We start from the raw sequence: 15,745 nt of genomic DNA, 5'->3' as shown, positions 1-15,745 counted from the left end.
GATTCAAGCGCAATTTATTCAACGAACGGTACGGCCGTTTCGAGGCAGCTGAACGGAACCGAGAGGCCCGGATTCCGGAACGGTAGAATTATTCGAATAAGTCCAGCGAAGTCCCGAGCCGATTGGGTGGCTTCAAGCCGAAATGCAGATAGGCGTTCTGGGTGACGATCCGCCCTCTCGGCGTGCGCATGATGAAGCCCTGCTGCAGCAGGTACGGCTCCAGCACGTCTTCGATCGTGCCGCGTTCCTCGCTGATTGCGGCGGACAGCGTATCCAGCCCGACCGGTCCGCCGCCGAAGTTCTCTATCATCGTCAAAAGCAATTTCCGGTCCAGCGCGTCGAAGCCGTTATGATCCACTTTCAACATGTCCAGCGCCTGAACGGAAATCTGCTCGGAGACGATGCCCGAGCCTTTGACCTCGGCGAAATCGCGCACCCGGCGCAGCAGCCGGTTGGCGATCCGCGGCGTGCCGCGTGCGCGTTTGGCGATTTCCAGCGCGCCGTTCGGTTCGATGGCGATGTTCAGAAGGGCGGCCGAACGGGTGATGATCTTGGCGAGTTCGTCGATCGTATAGAATTCGAGCCGCTGTACGATTCCGAAGCGGTCGCGCAGCGGCGAGGTCAGCAGTCCGGCCCGGGTCGTCGCGCCGACCAGGGTGAACGGCGGCAGATCCAGTTTGATCGAGCGGGCGGCCGGGCCTTCGCCGATCATGATATCGAGCTGGTAGTCTTCCATCGCCGGATAGAGAATTTCTTCGACCGCCGGGCTGAGCCGGTGGATTTCGTCGATGAACAGCACGTCGTGCGCTTCGAGATTGGTCAGCAGGGCGGCCAGATCGCCGGCCTTTTCGAGCACCGGTCCCGAGGTCTGGCGGATATTGACCGACATTTCGGCCGCGATGATGTTCGCGAGCGTGGTTTTGCCGAGGCCGGGCGGGCCGAAAATCAATACGTGGTCGAGCGCTTCCTGGCGCGCGGTGGCGGCCTTGATGAAGATTTCCATCTGAGTGCGCAGTTCTTCCTGGCCGATGTAGTCGGCCAGCTTTTTTGGGCGGATCGCGCGGTCCTGCCGCTCTTCGTCGAGCCTGCTGTGCGGCGTGATCAGGCGGTCTTTTTCGATCATCGCGCCGCACCCTGCAATGCCAGCCGGATGATGTCTTCGCAGCGTTTGTCGTCAGTCGCGACGTTCTGCACCATTTTGGCCGCATCCTGCGGCTTGTAGCCCAATGCGCACAGGGCGCTGATCGCTTCCTGTTTGGGCGAGTTACCGGCCGGACCGACCTGGATGCCGATATCGAGCGGGGCGCCCCCGCCGAATTCGGGCAGCCGGTCGCGCATTTCGATGATCAGGCGTTCGGCGGTTTTTTTGCCGACGCCGGGCAGGCGGACTAAAGCCTGCGTATCATTTTCGTGAACTGCGCGCTGGAACTGATCCGCGGTCAGCCCGGATAAGAGTGTCAACGCCAGCTTCGGGCCGACGCCGCTGATCTTGATCAAGCTTCGGAACAAGGTCCGATCGGCTTCGCTGGAAAAACCGAATAAACTATGCGCGTCTTCGCGCACGACCAGATGCGTATGCAGTTTGACTTCGCTGCCGACCGCCGGCAGATTGTAAAACGTGGTCATCGGCGCTTCGATTTCGTAGCCGACCCCGTGTACGTCGAGCAGCAGCAGGGGAGGGGCCTTGTGAGCCAGAATGCCGCGCAAGAAGCCGATCATCGCGTCGTGCTCCGGCGAATCCGCAACGCGGTCTGGCGGTGGTGCGAATGGCACAGGCACAGTCCCAGCGCGTCGCTGGCGTCGATTTGCAGTTCGCCCTGGATGCCGAGCAGAATTTTGACCATATGCTGCACCTGCGTTTTCTCCGCGTTGCCCTTGCCGACCAGCGCCTGCTTGACCTGGCGGGCCGCATATTCGAAGACCGGCAGATCGGCGGTCTGCACCGCGCAAATCGCCGCCCCGCGCGCCTGGCCGAGCTTCAGCGCCGAATCGGCGTTTTTGTGCATGAATACCTGTTCAATGGCCATTTGTTCGGGCCGGTAAACTTCAATGATTTCGAGTACCGAATCGAAAATCTGTTTCAACCGGTCCGGAAAATAATCGGCCTGAACCCGGATGCAGCCGCTGGCTATGTAGCGGCAGTCGTTCAGTCCCTGTTCGATGATGCCGTAGCCGGTGATGCGCGAGCCGGGGTCGATGCCGAGAATCCGGACGGTCTGGCTCTCTGTGTCATTGGAATTCAAGAGGGGTCAGCCTGCGAACTGGGCCATGATTTCTTCGCTGATGTCCGCGTTCGAATAGACGTTCTGCACGTCGTCGAGATCTTCCAGGCGGTCGATCAGGCGCAGCATTTTTTCCGCGTCTTCGGGACCCAGTTCGGTCTGGGTCGAGGCCTGCATGGTGACTTCCGCGTTGTCGGGGGTGAAGCCGGCCGCGATCAGCGTCTCCTTGACGGCCAGATAGTCTTCGGGCGAGGTCATCACGTCGATCGAGCCGTCGTCGTTGGTGACCACGTCATTTGCGCCGGCTTCCAGCGCGGCTTCCATTAGCGCGTCTTCATCGGCGTCTTCCGCATAACTCAGCATGCCGGTCTTGGTGAACAGATAGGCGACCGAGCCGTCGGTGCCGAGGTTGCCGCCCGCCTTCGTGAATGCATGGCGGACATCGCTGACGGTGCGGTTGCGGTTGTCGGTCAGGCACTCGACCATCACCGCGGTGCCGCCGGGGCCGTAGCCTTCGTAGCGCACTTCCTCGTAATTCACGCCTTCCTGTGCGCCTGATGCCTTTTTGATCGCATTATCGATCGTGTCGCGGCGCATGTTCGAGCCGAGCGCCTTGTCGATTGCGGTGCGCAAGGTCGGATTGCTGCCGGCGTCGGGACCGCCGGATTTGACCGCGACGGTGATTTCGCGCAGCAGCTTGGTGAAGATCTTACCGCGTTTGGCGTCCTGTCCGGCCTTGCGGTGCCGGATGTTAGCCCATTTACTGTGTCCTGCCATTGTTTTCTCTAATCATTAATCTTTAAAACTAACAAAAACTGTAGGGTACATACCGCATACCATTTTGGGTGTTTTCCGTCGCGGGGAGAGTGATTTAAGGTACGCGGTGGGTATCTTGATAAAATCTCATTGTGCATTAGGCGTGCGAATTACGTTGTCCCAAACCTTCCGCAATGAAAGTAAGTACCAGCGTATTCAGGCTAACGCCTTCCTGCTTTGCGCGGGCGGATAATTTCGCATGCAGTGACTTCGGCAATCGCTGCACGAATTTTCCGGACTCGCCGCCGCTGTTCGGCAGCGGAACAGGCCGGCCGCCTTCGGCGTGTGCCAACATCCAACACCGGAATGCATCTCTTCCTTCCAGAATCGCCTCTTCCGGGGTTTCTCCATCCGCCATGCAGCCCGGCAAATCCGGAAACGTGATCAAAAATCCGCCGCCATCTTCCGGAGATAAAGGGCGGACTTCAAAAGGATAATCGTCGAAATCGGGAATATTCATTGTTCATCTCCTGCATCGATTAATTCGATCAAACGCCGCACATAAATCGGTTTAATGGGCTTATGCGCAGGAACGCTAACTGCAAAGTCAATCCCTTGTTTTTGAAAAATCACGTGGCTGCCGCCCGGTTTGCGTATTATCAGTTGATGCTGTTTCGCCACGGACTCCAGATCTTCAATCCGCCAGTCGCGGGGATTGGCTCGCATCTTGTCGAGGGTTTTGCCGGCTTTGCTCATTTATAGACATTTTTAACTACAGAATATGTCTCAACACCGCCGCCAAACTCGGTCCGTTCACGAAATGGTCGGCCAGTTCGCGGACGATGGGCCGCGCGGCAACACCGCCGAAACCGATCACGCTGACGCCGTCCTGCTTGGCCTCCATGTCGGTCTTGCCGTCGCCGATCAGTACCAGCGGCGTTTCCGTCCGTTTGAGGTCCCGGCAGATTTGCGCCTTGCCGCCGGTCCGGGCCAAAGGCGAGGTTTGGTCGAAATCGCGGTAGCCGCCGTCGGCGTTGAAATAGATGTCGACCGCATGTACATGGCTTTCCGGCACGCCGAGAAACCCGGCCAGCGGCAGGATCGCCTGGCGCAGGCCGCCGCTGATGATGTGGAGTTCCTTGCCGTGCGCGGCGAGCGCCGAAAAAACGTCCGCCACGCCTTCGACCATTTCGGCGATGTACAGCCCGGCCAGCCAGTCGATGCTGTCCGCATCCGGCCGGATCAGCGACAGCCGCTTTTCGTAGACCGCTTCGAGCGGCACTTCGCCGTTCATCGCCGCGTCGGTCAGCCGGGCCATCGCTTCGCCGATGCCGGCGCGTCCGGCCAGCTCGTCGATGCCTTCGATCCGGCTTAATGTACTGTCGCAGTCGAAACAGACGATGCCGAAACTCATAAGTTGATCTGGGTGACCTGCTGCACCGGCGGCACGTCGTGCAGTTGTTTCAGCAGGGACTCGGGAACCGGTTCGCTGACGCTGATCACCGCCATCGCCTGCTGCTGGCTGTCGGCGGTGCCGACCTGCATTCGGGTGATGTTGATGTTCGCATTGCCGAGCACCGCGCTGATCGCGGAAATCACGCCCGGCCGGTCGTCATGCCGGGTGATCAGCAGCGTGCCTTCCGGCACCACTTCGATGTCGAAATGATTGATGCTGATCAACCGGGGATGATGCCCGCCGAGCAACACGCCCGCCGCGCTGATGTCCTGGTTCGCGCTGTGGCCGGTGACCCGGATCAGTGACACGTAGTCTTCGGTTTCTGTTGTTTTCGACTCGATCAGCGAAATGCCCTGGCGTTTGGCGATGTTTTCGGCATTGACCCGGTTGACGGGCGTCGAGAATTGATCGGCCAGCACGCCGACCAAGGCAGCGACCGAGATTGGGTGCGTTTCGACTTCGGCTGCGCGGCCGAACAGCGCGACTTCGAGTTTTTCGATCGGCTGGGTGGCCAGTCCGACCACGACCTTGCCCAGTTTGGTCGCCAGATTCATGTAGTCCTGGGATTTTTGCAGTTCTTCGGCGGACAGCCGCGGCAGGTTGATCGCATTGATCGCTTCGCCGGTCTGCAGGAAGGTGACCGCCTGGCGCGCGATTTCGACGCTGACCGCGACCTGCGCTTCGGAGGTAGAGGCGCCCAGATGCGGCGTGAAGACGATATTGTCGAGTTCGAGCAGGGGAGATCCGGCCGGCGGTTCGTTTTCGAACACGTCGAGCGCGGCGCCGGCGATTCGGCCGTTCTTCAGCGCCTCGTACAGCGCACCTTCGTCGATCAGGCCGCCGCGCGCGCAGTTGATGATCCGGGCGCTCTTTTTCATCATACCGAGCTGCTGGGCGCCGATGATGTTCTTGGTCTTTTCGATCAGCGGACAGTGCAGGGTCAGGTAATCGGCGCGGCTGACCAGCTCGTCCAGGCCGACCGGTTCGACGCCGAGATCGGCGAAGATTTCGGGCGCGACGAACGGATCGTACGCGATCACTTTCATGCGGAGCCCGTGGCCGCGCTGGGCGACGATCCGACCGATCGTGCCGAAGCCGAGGATCGCCAGGGTTTTATGCGCGACTTCCGCGCCCATCAGCTTGGAGCGTTCCCATTTGCCGGCCCGTACCGAGCTGTCGGCGGTGGGCAGCTTGCGGCTCAGCGACATCATGTGCGCGATCGCCAGTTCGGCGGTCGTGGTCGCGTTCGCATCGGGCGTATTCATCACGATCACGCCCATTTCGGTCGCGGCCGGAATGTCGACGTTGTCGACGCCGATGCCGGCGCGGCCGATCAGTTTCAGGCGCTTGGCGGCCTGCAGAACTTTTGGGGTGACCTTGGTATCGCTGCGGATCAACAGCGCATCGAAATCTCCGATAATGTTGCACAAGCCGTCTTCGTCGAGCCCGGTTTCGATGTGAACCTGGATGCCGGATTGTTCGGTCAGGTAATTGATGCCGGCTTCGGATAATTTGTCGGAGATGAGGATTCTTTTCATGTCGATGGTAGTGGCCGCAGGGATACGTACTTAAAAAGGCGCCATTCTAGCAGATTTGCCTGGCTCCCGGTATGGGCTTTGAAACAGGGGCGAAAATTGCGTCACTGGTATGTAGCGGGCGCACCAATGCCGTTAAGTTAAGAGCGTCGAGCGGGTCTCGCGTGGAGTCAAAAGCTTGCTTTGGTTGATTTAGCGATTTTTCCAAAGCAAGCTTTGGACTCCATGTTTTCTTAACTTAACGGCATTGGCGGGCGCACCCCTTCCGTATTGCTTGGGTGACTATTCGTCCGGCTTCGGGCGGGATTTGGTATAATCGGAAATTTCGAAAGGCAGGCGGGAAAGGGGTTTGCGATTGTTCAGGGCGAGAGGGTTGTTCGGTTTGCCGGTGCTGGTTCTCGCCGCATGGCTTATCGGGTTGGCGCTGTCCAGGATGGGCGGCACGGCGCCGGACGTGGTGTTCACCACGATTACCGGCAAGCAGGCCGCTTCGCATGCGTGGCGCGGCAAGCCGGCGATCGTGACCTTCTGGGCGACCGATTGTCCTTCCTGCATGCTCGAGATTCCGCATTTGATCGATCTGTACCGGCGGTTCCATCCTCAGGGGCTGGAAATCATGGCGGTGGCGATGGCTTACGATCCGCCCAGCCATGTCGTCGCAATGACACGGGATAGGCAACTGCCCTATGATGTGGCGCTGGATCTTAACTCGGCGCATGCGTTGGCGTTCGGCAATGTGCAATTCACCCCGACGACTTTTCTGATCAGTCCCGAGGGCAAGATCGCCGAAAAATCGGTCGGCGTTTTCGACTATTCCGCGTGGCAAAGCCGAATTGCCGCCATGTTGAACAAAGGATGAGCCATGCTTTGGTTGAAAGCGTTTCATTTGATATTCATGGTCACCTGGTTCGCCGGGCTGTTTTATCTGCCGCGCCTGTTCGTTTACCATGCGCTGAGTTCGGACAGCGTCAGCCGCGAGCGCTTCAAGATCATGGAACGCAAGCTGTATTACGGCATCATGACGCCGGGTATGCTGTTGACCCTGCTATTCGGCGTCTGGATGCTGGCCGATTACGCCTGGGCGCTTTACCGGAGCAGCGGCTGGCTGCATGCGAAACTGGCCTTGCTGACGCTGTTGGTCGGCTATCACGGTTTATGCGGCAAATGGCTCGCCGACTTCAAACACGGTCGTAACTCTCATAGCCACGTCTATTTCCGCTGGATGAACGAAGTGCCGGTGTTGTTCCTGTTCGGCATCGTGATTCTGGCCGTGGTCAAACCTTTTTAACCGCTATTTTTTTATCCATGAAACACATTATTACCCTGTCCGGCGACATCGGCAGCGGCAAGTCTTCGGTCGCGGCAGAACTGCAAAAACTGACCGAATTCGATATCATCGGCACCGGCAAAATTCAGCGCGCGATTGCGGAACGGCGCGGCCTGACCACGCTCGAACTGAACAAGATTTCGGAAACCGACCGCAGCGTCGACGACGAGATCGACAACTACGTGATCGAAACCGGCAAGACCCAGGACCGTTTGATCATCGACTCGCGGCTGGCCTGGCATTTCATTCCGGCGGCGTTCAAGGTGTATTTGTCAGTCGATCCCTTGATAGGCGCGGAACGGGTGTTCGGCGCGGGGCGCAGCGACGAGCACAATCCGTCGCTGGAGGCGACGTTGCAGAACAACCTGAAGCGCCAAAGCTACGAAGACCAGCGCTTCTACAAGCTGTACAACGTGCATTTCAGGCTTTACCGGAATTACGACCTGGTCGTCGATACGTCTTATACCGCGCCGGAAACGATTGCTCGAAAGATCTATGCATGCTTCGAGCAGCGGAATCAAGGGGGAAATTTTCCGGCGCTCTGGCTCGATCCGCGCAGACTGTCGCCGACGCATGCCCCGGCACCGGAGGCGGCTGGGCAGGCGAATCCGGATTTCGACTTCAGCCGGCCGATTTCGGTATTCGTCCACGATGGCCTGATCTATATCGCTAAAGGCCATAAAAAAGCGCTGGCCGCGCGCCGGGCCGGTATCGATCTTTTGCCTGCGCGCATTCTGACCGAAGAGATGGCGGATCCGAAACGCCGATTCAGTGAACTTGCCGTCGCGGTGCCGCCGTCGGTCCGGCAAGCCTGGGAAGCGGAGATGGGGATCGGCGTTTAACGCCATGCGGCTTTAACCGCAGCCGGAGCCGGCAAACGGACGTTGATGCCGTTTGCCCGCTCCGGCAACCGGAAAGGCGTTTTCATTGAACGCCTTTTCTTTTATCCGCCGGGCTTCTTCAGCATTTTCCTGACTTCGCCCAGATGCATTTCTTCCTGCGCGATCAGCCTGCGGGCATATTCCTCAAGCAGGACATGGTGGCCTGCGACCAGGTCGAGCAAGGTATTGTAGGCCGACAGCGCCAGCATCTCATGGTCGAGCGACTCGCGCAGGATGTCGCCGACGTCATGCCTGTGGGTTTCGAGCAGCGGTCCGATGCCGAGCGAGGGGTGCGCGTCCAGCAGGGTGATCAGTTCGCCCGCTTCGTTTGCATGCCGCAGCGATTCGGCCGCCTGATCCCGCATCCAGCCGACGATCGGTATGCGCCCGAAGCCGACCACCATCAATGCATAGTGGGTATAGCGTACCACGCCGGCCAGTTCGGTTTCCAGAATCTTGTTCAGCACCGTGACGACTTCGTCTTTATCGAATCCGTTATGAGTCATGTTTGCCTCCAAAAGCCATATGAGGGAAGCTTAACTATATCGGTTTTGGCGGAATTTTGCGACTTCGGCGCGTCAGCTACGGCCGGCAATCGCCGATCCGAGTTGCCGAACCGGTAAGTGGGGTTCCGCCGGCGTTGACTTGCGCGCCGGTCGTGTTATAAAACCGGAATTTTGTACGACAGGACGCCCGATGACCGACTCACGCTGTTATGTGCTCGCTGTGCAATTGAACGATCCGGCTCACTTTCTCGCGGTGTTCGGGGCGGCGGTCGTAGAAGTCGCGCATGCCGATTTGACTCGCGGCGTCGAGGAATTCTGCGGACGGTTGTTGAGCCGTTATCGGCGCTGCGGCGAGGTTGCCTCTCCCGAGTTCGGCCGCTGGTACTGTCTATTCGCCGAGAAAGCGTCGCTGATGCGGACGGACATGGAGGAGCAGCGGCCGGTATTGCGGGAAATCGGCGCGGTGATGATGCACGAACTGCTGATCGGCTGTTTCGGCCAGGCCACCGGCAGCCGCCAGGGATTCAATCTGGTCATTGCCGAGACCGATGCGGTGGATCCCGAATCGATCGAAAGCGCCGTGAATCAGGCATTGAGCGAGGAAACCGGCGCCAGCCTGATGCGGGCCGACGTCTCCGAAGATTATTTACGGCAACTGGTCAACGGCGGCGGACTGCTGAGTTATTTCCAGCCGATCGTCGAACTGCAGAACGGAACCACGGTCGGCTACGAGGCGCTCACGCGCGGGCCGGTCGATTCGGCCGTGCATCTGGCCGACGGCTTGTTCGGCGCGGCCCGGTATCACCGGTTGACCGACGTGCTGGAGCTGGCCTGCCTGCGACGGGCGATAGAGTGGCTGAAGGCGATCCCCGAACCGTTATGGATCTCGGTAAACCTGGGACCGGCGCTGCTGATATCGCCTGAATTCGGCCAGTTCGTCCGCGACCCCAAGATCGCGCCTTTGCTGCCGCGCGTGGTGTTCGAGCTCACCGAGCATGTGCCGGTCGCTTCGGTGGCGGGGCTTCATGATGCGGTCAGCGGCTTGCTGCCCTCGGGTCTGCGCCTCTCGCTCTACGATACCGGCTGCGGTTTCTTCGATTTGACTACGGTCGAGACGATGCGCCCGGAAATCGTGAAGCTCTGCATCACGGTGGTCAGCCGCATCGGCTGCAGCGCCGAAGTGGATAGCGGGATGCAGAGAACCATTCATGCCGTCAAACGACTGGGTGCCTTGATCCTGGGCGAGGGCGTGGAGAACGTCCATCAGGCCGAAGTCCTGAAACGCAGCGGCGCGGCGTATGCGCAAGGCCATTACTTCGGGCGTCCGAAGCCTGCGATCGAACTTTTTCCTTTGTAGCCTCAAACCTTGATGATTGCATGATTCCTCCTTCTGATGCGATGCCCTTCCTGTACCCTTTTTCCCTGTTGAATTATCTTCCCATGATCGCGATATTTCAAAGCCAATCAGAACTTCATCCAACTGCAGGCCGCCTGGAATGAAACCGAGGAACACGAGGAACAGGTTTCTGCGGCGCGCCGAACATACAACGCCTCGGTGATGAGCTATAACAATGCCTGCGAACAGTTTCCGACGAATCTTCCGGCCGGCATGATGAATGATTCCCTGAAGGCCTATATCGAGATTCCCGAAGAAAGGCAAAATATCGACGCCAGGGAATTGTTCGCAAGCTGAGCCCGATCCGCCTTTCCCGTAAAAATGCCCGATGCCTATGAATTCGGCCGAAGATTTTATCAAGCGTTACCGCGATAACCTGGCGCCGGTATTGCGCGATCTGGAGCCGGGACGTAAAGCGCTGCTGGCGCTGTTCTGGACCGGCGTCGTGTTTTTGCTGGCGAGTGCGCCCGGCTTCGTGTTGCTGTTCAGGACCGGCCAACCCGTTTATTTAGTGGCGGCGGCGCCGTTTGCGGTTGCCGCGCTTTATCAGTTTTATCGTTTCAGCGAAAAGAAAAAAGACTATACGGCCGAATTCAAGAATGGCGTGATTCGCGAACTGGTTGCATTGATCGACCCGCATCTCGATTATTATCCGCACCGCCATATCGGCGAAGACGATTACCGGGAATCCGATATTTTCAGAAGCCGGATCGATCGTTTCGAAGGAGACGATCTGGTCGAAGGGGGGCTCGGCGCGACCCGCCTGCGTTTCTCCGAACTTTGGCATCAGGAAAAACATGAAACGACCGATTCGAAAGGACGGCGGCAGACGCGCTGGGAGACCGTTTTTAAAGGCATTTTCTTCATTGCCGATTTCAACAAGCACTTTCTGGGCAAAACTTATGTGGTGCCCGATGCCAGAGAAAACATTTTAGGGATCGGCAGACTCTTCGAAAAATGGAGTTTCGGGCACGGCGAGCTCGTCGCACTGGAAAATCCGGAATTCGAAAAGCTGTTTACCGTGTACGGCACCGATCAGGTCGAGGCCCGCTACATTCTGTCGCCGTCGCTGATGGAACGGCTGGTCAACTTCAGGAACAAGGCCGGCACTCGGGTCCATATTGCCTTCATCCATTCGAAATTGTTCCTGGCGCTGTCGATCAATAAAAACCTGTTCGAGCCGAAGATTTTTTCGAGCGGCGCGCAGTCGGGGTATTTGCGGGAATATTTCCGCTATCTAGCGCTGGTCGCGGGGATCGTGGACGACCTGAACCTGAATCTGAGGATTTGGGGGAAGGTTTAGGAGTTGTTTGTTGTAGAGCGGATTAGACGCGCATTTTATTCGGACTCTCAGCTCTGAAGGCTTTTACCGCGCGTCGTAATCCGCCGTATGAAATCGCGCTTGGACATGGCGGATTACGACGCGCGTAGAGCTCTCCACATACCGGAGAGTTTACCGAATGGCGCGTCTAATCCGCCCTACAGCTATTACATTCCCAGGCCGGAGTATGGGAACGATTTCTAGAGCATTTTCATATCGCGTATAAGGGCGCACTACCGTTAAGTCAAGCCGTCATCTCGGCAGGGATTCATGCCAGGCTTTCCTGCCTGGCCCCCTTCGGGTCAATGCAAATCTGTTCCAGACAGATTTGTGCCGAGATCCAGACTGCAGGGATGCATTAAAGCTTGCCATCCCTGGCTTCTGGATTCGGCAACCGCTCCCTGCGTTGCTCTATCTCCTGCATCCATGCAGTCGTCCGGTAATCCCTGCCGGAATGACGAGTTTCCCCCTCACTTTGCGGCATGGCTTATGACCGTACACCCAAAACGAAAATGCTCTAGTGGGTGGAGGAGCGATCAAACCGCGTTGCGGATCCGCTCCATCGCTTTTTCCAGATTCGCCATGCTGGTCGCGATCGAAATCCGGATGTGGCCAGGCGTGCCGAAGGCGGAACCCGGCACCAGCGCGACGCCGGCCTTCTCGATCAGGTATTCCGAAAACGCCAAGTCGTCGTCGATGCCGTCCAGGCGAGCCAACAGTTTCTCGATGTTCGGAAACACGTAGAAAGTCCCGTCGGTTTCGATGCAGTCGATGCCGTCGATCTTGTTGAATTCGGCCACCACATAATCGTGGCGTTTCTTGAATTCGACGCACATGTCGTTGATGAAGCTTTGGTCGCCGGTCAGCGCCGCTTCGGCGGCGACCTGCGAAATCGAGGTCGGGTTCGAGGTGCTTTGCGACTGCACAGTGGTCATTGCCTCGATCAGGTCGGCGGGGCCCGCCGCATAGCCGATGCGCCAGCCGGTCATCGAGTAGGCCTTCGAGACGCCGTTCATCACCACGGTACGGTCGTACAGATCCGGATGCGCGTTCAGGATGTTCACGAACGTGCCTTGCTTCCAGAGGATATGTTCGTACATGTCGTCGGTTGCGATGATGATGTTCGGATAGTCTTTCAGCACGTCGCCGAGCGCTTTCAGTTCGTCGAGCGTATAGGCGATCCCGGACGGATTCGACGGGCTGTTGATGAAGATCAACCGGGTTTTCGGGGTAATCGCCTTGCGCAATTGTTCGGGAGTAATCTTGAAGCGCTGCGCCTGGGTCGTTTCGATGATCACCGGCACGCCGTCCGCGAGCAGCACCATGTCCGGATACGACACCCAGAACGGGGCAGGGATGATCACTTCGTCGCCCGGGTTCAACAGCGCCTGCGTCAGGTTGAACGAACTCTGTTTGCCGCCGCAGGACACCAGAACCTGCTTCGGCTGATAGTCGAGCCCGTTGTCCTTTTTGAACTTTTCGATGATCGCTTTCTTCAAACTCGCGATGCCGTCCACAGCGGTGTATTTGGTGAAACCTTTCGCCAGGGCTTCTACCGCGGCCGCCTTGATGTGTTCGGGCGTATCGAAATCGGGTTCGCCCGCGCCGAGGCCGACGATGTCCTTGCCGGCTGCACGCATTTGCGCGGCCCGGGCGGTAATCGCCAGGGTGGGGGAAGGTTTGACTGCCTGCACTCTATGGGATAGTTTGATGCTCATGTTCCGCCGTGTAAAATCAATGTCAATAATTGCCGCAAATTATACTCTATTGGTCTGGTAAAATGCAGATACCGATTGCAAACGCGATAGTCTCGTCGAAATCCCATGAATACTGAGCCGTTCTCCCACGCGCCCGATTCGAACCTCGAGTCGGCCGTTCTCTCCGTTCTGACCGGTCGAAAAGAGATGCAGTTGGTCATTTTATTCGGTTCGCTGGCATCCGGTAAGGCGCGCGCGGACAGCGATCTCGATTTGGCGCTGGACGCGGGGCGTCCCTTGGATGCGGAAACAAAAATGCAGCTGATCGGGGATCTGTCCGCGGCCATCGGTCGGCCTGTCGACCTGATCGACCTTCGGATGGTGGGCGAACCTTTGTTGGGGCAGATTCTCCGGCATGGCAAACGGCTCTTCGGAAGCAACACTTGTTACGCCGATTTGATCCGCAAGCATCTTTTCGAACAGGCGGATTTTTTGCCTTACCGCAACCGGATACTCGCCGAGAGAAGAAAGGCTTGGATCGGGAAATAATCAAGTGAAAAAAGAATTTAAAATCCACAGTCGCTTCCAGCCGGCCGGCGACCAGCCGAGCGCGATCACGCAACTGACCGAAGGTTTGAACGACGGCGAACTGCATCAGACCCTGCTCGGCGTGACCGGTTCGGGGAAGACCTTCACGATCGCGAATGTAATCCAGCAAGCCCAGCGCCCGGCCATGGTGATGGCGCCGAACAAAACGCTGGCCGCACAGCTCTACGGCGAGTTCAAGGAGTTCTTCCCGGAAAACAGCGTCGAATATTTCGTTTCGTATTACGACTATTACCAGCCGGAAGCCTATGTGCCGGCGTCCGATACCTATATCGACAAGGATGCTTCGCTGAACGAGCACATCGAACAGATGCGGCTGTCCGCGACGAAAGCTTTAATCGAGCGCGAGGATACGATCGTCGTTGCGACCGTGTCGGCGATCTACGGGTTGGGCGAGCCGGAGTCGTATTTCAAGATGGTATTGCACCTGGTCAAGGGCGACATGATCGACCAGCGCGCGCTCATCCGCCGCTTGACCGAGATGCAGTACACCCGCAACGATGTCGACCTCCGGCGCGCAACCTACCGGGTGCGCGGCGACGTGATCGACATCTATCCGGCCGAATCGGACTCGGAAGCGCTCCGGGTCGAACTGTTCGACGACGAAGTCGAGCGCCTGTCGCTGTTCGATCCGTTGACCGGCGAAATTCTGCGCCAGGTCGCGCGTTATACGGTGTATCCGAAGAATCACTACGTGACCCCGCGCGAACAGTTGCTGGAGGCGGTCGAGAAAATCAAGGTCGAATTGAAACAGCGTCTGGAACAACTGCGCGCGCTGAACAAGCTGGTCGAGGCGCAGCGTCTGGAGCAGCGCACGCTGTTCGATATCGAGATGATCATGGAGATGGGCTATTGCTCCGGGATCGAAAACTATTCCCGCCATCTGTCCGGCCGCGGCCCCGGCGAACCGCCGCCGACAATGTTCGATTACCTGCCCGCAAACGGGATCATCGTGATCGACGAAAGCCACGTGACGATTCCGCAGATCGGTGCGATGTACAAGGGCGACCGCTCGCGTAAGGAAACGCTGGTCGAATACGGCTTCCGGCTACCGTCCGCGCTCGACAACCGGCCGCTGACCTTCGACGAGTTCGAGCAGAAATCGCCGCAGCGTATTTATGTCTCGGCGACGCCGGGCCCATACGAAAAGGCGCATTCGGGCGTATTCGTCGATCAGGTGGTCCGGCCGACCGGCCTGCTCGATCCCGAGGTCGAGGTACGGCCGGCGACGACGCAGGTGGACGACCTGTTGTCCGAAATCAACAAGCGGATCGATCTCCAGGAACGAGTGCTGGTCACCACCTTGACGAAACGGATGGCGGAAGACCTGACCGAATACCTGACCGACCATGGCATCCGCGTGCGTTATCTGCACTCCGATGTCGAAACGGTTGAGCGCGTCGAAATCATCCGCGACTTACGCCTCGGCCAGTTCGACGTGCTGGTCGGCATCAACCTGCTGCGCGAAGGGCTGGATATTCCGGAAGTGTCGCTGGTCGCGATTCTCGACGCGGACAAGGAAGGTTTTCTGCGTTCGACCGTATCGCTGGTGCAGACGATCGGCCGCGTCGCCCGCAATGTGCACGGCAGGGCGATTCTGTATGCCGACCGGATCACCAAATCGATGCAGCAGGCGATGGAGGAAACCGAGCGCCGGCGCGAAAAGCAGCACCGCTTCAACGAGGTGCACAACATTACACCGGCGACCGTGTACAAGTCGGTCACCGATATTCTGCAGACCGCGATTCCCGGTGCGGGGCTTGCGATCCCCGGCAATCAGAAACGTGTTGCCGAACCGGCCGCGCCTTATAAACCGCTGACCCAAAAACAGCTGGCGAAGAAGATCAAACAGCTTGAGGAAGCGATGTACCAGCATGCGAAGGATCTGGAGTTCGAACAGGCGGCGAAAATCCGGGACGAGCTCAAGCTGTTGCAGGAGCAGGTGCTGGTCTAGCAGGCTGCGGCCTTTTATCCGGCAGTTTGCCCGTGCCGCGTTTATGCCGTGTGTGCTGCGTCGCTACCGAAGCAGCGTAGGATGTGTT

The 15,745-nt window shown here is 58.4% G+C and carries 18 protein-coding genes; 8 read left to right on the top strand and 10 right to left on the bottom strand.

Annotated features, from left to right (window positions below):
- Positions 1-88 precede the first annotated feature (88 nt).
- The 8 genes from ruvB to serA all read right to left on the bottom strand — a co-directional run bounded on the left by ruvB (position 89) and on the right by serA (position 5,972).
- Positions 89-1,120: a Holliday junction branch migration DNA helicase RuvB gene (gene ruvB, locus METAL_RS13605; protein ID WP_213069535.1), complete on the bottom strand. Its 1,032-nt coding sequence runs from the start codon at positions 1,118-1,120 to the stop codon at positions 89-91.
- Complete coding sequence (ruvA, locus tag METAL_RS13600; RefSeq protein WP_005373133.1) at positions 1,120-1,719, bottom strand: Holliday junction branch migration protein RuvA; 600 nt, start codon at positions 1,717-1,719, stop codon at positions 1,120-1,122. The genes ruvB and ruvA overlap by 1 nt, the downstream gene beginning before the upstream one ends.
- Complete coding sequence (gene ruvC / locus METAL_RS13595) at positions 1,716-2,243, bottom strand: crossover junction endodeoxyribonuclease RuvC (RefSeq protein ID WP_005373132.1); 528 nt, start codon at positions 2,241-2,243, stop codon at positions 1,716-1,718. Before ruvC ends, ruvA begins: the two co-directional genes overlap by 4 nt.
- A 6-nt stretch (positions 2,244-2,249) precedes the next feature.
- On the bottom strand, positions 2,250-2,999 hold the full coding sequence (locus tag METAL_RS13590) for a YebC/PmpR family DNA-binding transcriptional regulator (protein ID WP_005373130.1): 750 nt from the start codon (positions 2,997-2,999) through the stop codon (positions 2,250-2,252).
- A 136-nt stretch (positions 3,000-3,135) separates the two neighbouring features.
- A complete protein-coding gene (locus tag METAL_RS13585) occupies positions 3,136-3,498 on the bottom strand; it encodes a type II toxin-antitoxin system HicB family antitoxin (RefSeq protein ID WP_005373129.1) in 363 nt (120 codons plus the stop codon).
- On the bottom strand, positions 3,495-3,734 hold the full coding sequence (locus METAL_RS13580) for a type II toxin-antitoxin system HicA family toxin (protein WP_005373128.1): 240 nt from the start codon (positions 3,732-3,734) through the stop codon (positions 3,495-3,497). The genes METAL_RS13585 and METAL_RS13580 overlap by 4 nt, the downstream gene beginning before the upstream one ends.
- Positions 3,735-3,750: 16 nt before the next feature.
- On the bottom strand, positions 3,751-4,392 hold the full coding sequence (locus METAL_RS13575) for an HAD-IB family phosphatase (protein WP_005373127.1): 642 nt from the start codon (positions 4,390-4,392) through the stop codon (positions 3,751-3,753).
- A complete protein-coding gene (serA, locus tag METAL_RS13570; RefSeq protein ID WP_005373125.1) occupies positions 4,389-5,972 on the bottom strand; it encodes a phosphoglycerate dehydrogenase in 1,584 nt (527 codons plus the stop codon). Before serA ends, METAL_RS13575 begins: the two co-directional genes overlap by 4 nt.
- Positions 5,973-6,318: 346 nt before the next feature.
- Here serA and METAL_RS13565 point away from each other — a divergent pair, with 346 nt between their 5' ends.
- The 3 genes from METAL_RS13565 to METAL_RS13555 are packed head-to-tail and all read left to right on the top strand — an operon-like array spanning position 6,319 to position 8,138.
- A complete protein-coding gene (locus tag METAL_RS13565; protein WP_245549375.1) occupies positions 6,319-6,828 on the top strand; it encodes a TlpA family protein disulfide reductase in 510 nt (169 codons plus the stop codon).
- A gap of 3 nt (positions 6,829-6,831) precedes the next feature.
- On the top strand, positions 6,832-7,257 hold the full coding sequence (gene hemJ / locus METAL_RS13560) for a protoporphyrinogen oxidase HemJ (protein ID WP_005373123.1): 426 nt from the start codon (positions 6,832-6,834) through the stop codon (positions 7,255-7,257).
- Between the two features lie 17 nt (positions 7,258-7,274).
- Positions 7,275-8,138 (top strand): AAA family ATPase, encoded by an 864-nt coding sequence (locus METAL_RS13555; protein ID WP_005373122.1) that lies wholly within the window; start codon positions 7,275-7,277, stop codon positions 8,136-8,138.
- A gap of 101 nt (positions 8,139-8,239) precedes the next feature.
- On the opposite strand, the gene METAL_RS13550 is transcribed toward METAL_RS13555, so the two are convergent.
- Positions 8,240-8,683, bottom strand: coding sequence for a ferritin-like domain-containing protein (locus METAL_RS13550; RefSeq protein WP_005373121.1), 444 nt, complete (start codon positions 8,681-8,683; stop codon positions 8,240-8,242).
- Between the two features lie 190 nt (positions 8,684-8,873).
- Here METAL_RS13550 and METAL_RS13545 point away from each other — a divergent pair, with 190 nt between their 5' ends.
- From METAL_RS13545 to METAL_RS13535, 3 genes are all read left to right on the top strand, one after another.
- The gene (locus METAL_RS13545; RefSeq protein ID WP_005373120.1) at positions 8,874-10,040 is read left to right on the top strand and encodes an EAL domain-containing protein; all 1,167 of its coding nucleotides are present in this window, start codon (positions 8,874-8,876) and stop codon (positions 10,038-10,040) included.
- 117 nt (positions 10,041-10,157) lie between these two features.
- Positions 10,158-10,376, top strand: coding sequence for a LemA family protein (locus tag METAL_RS13540; protein ID WP_084675274.1), 219 nt, complete (start codon positions 10,158-10,160; stop codon positions 10,374-10,376).
- 31 nt (positions 10,377-10,407) lie between these two features.
- Positions 10,408-11,382, top strand: a complete 975-nt coding sequence (locus tag METAL_RS13535; RefSeq protein WP_245549374.1) for a DUF3137 domain-containing protein — start codon at positions 10,408-10,410, stop codon at positions 11,380-11,382.
- A gap of 554 nt (positions 11,383-11,936) precedes the next feature.
- On the opposite strand, the gene METAL_RS13530 is transcribed toward METAL_RS13535, so the two are convergent.
- Positions 11,937-13,118 carry a pyridoxal phosphate-dependent aminotransferase gene (locus METAL_RS13530; RefSeq protein ID WP_005373118.1) on the bottom strand — a complete coding sequence of 394 codons (1,182 nt, stop codon included), beginning with the start codon at positions 13,116-13,118 and terminating at the stop codon, positions 11,937-11,939.
- A gap of 105 nt (positions 13,119-13,223) precedes the next feature.
- Here METAL_RS13530 and mntA point away from each other — a divergent pair, with 105 nt between their 5' ends.
- Positions 13,224-13,646 carry a type VII toxin-antitoxin system MntA family adenylyltransferase antitoxin gene (gene mntA, locus METAL_RS13525; RefSeq protein ID WP_005373117.1) on the top strand — a complete coding sequence of 141 codons (423 nt, stop codon included), beginning with the start codon at positions 13,224-13,226 and terminating at the stop codon, positions 13,644-13,646.
- A 4-nt stretch (positions 13,647-13,650) separates the two neighbouring features.
- The gene (gene uvrB, locus METAL_RS13520) at positions 13,651-15,657 is read left to right on the top strand and encodes an excinuclease ABC subunit UvrB (RefSeq protein WP_005373116.1); all 2,007 of its coding nucleotides are present in this window, start codon (positions 13,651-13,653) and stop codon (positions 15,655-15,657) included.
- Positions 15,658-15,745: the final 88 nt, after the last annotated feature.

Origin of the sequence: Methylomicrobium album BG8, assembly GCF_000214275.2 — a bacterium.
Classification (GTDB): Bacteria; Pseudomonadota; Gammaproteobacteria; order Methylococcales; family Methylomonadaceae; genus Methylomicrobium; species Methylomicrobium agile.
Note: the sequence above shows the minus strand (reverse complement) of the source record. Positions and strands in the feature narration are given on the sequence as shown.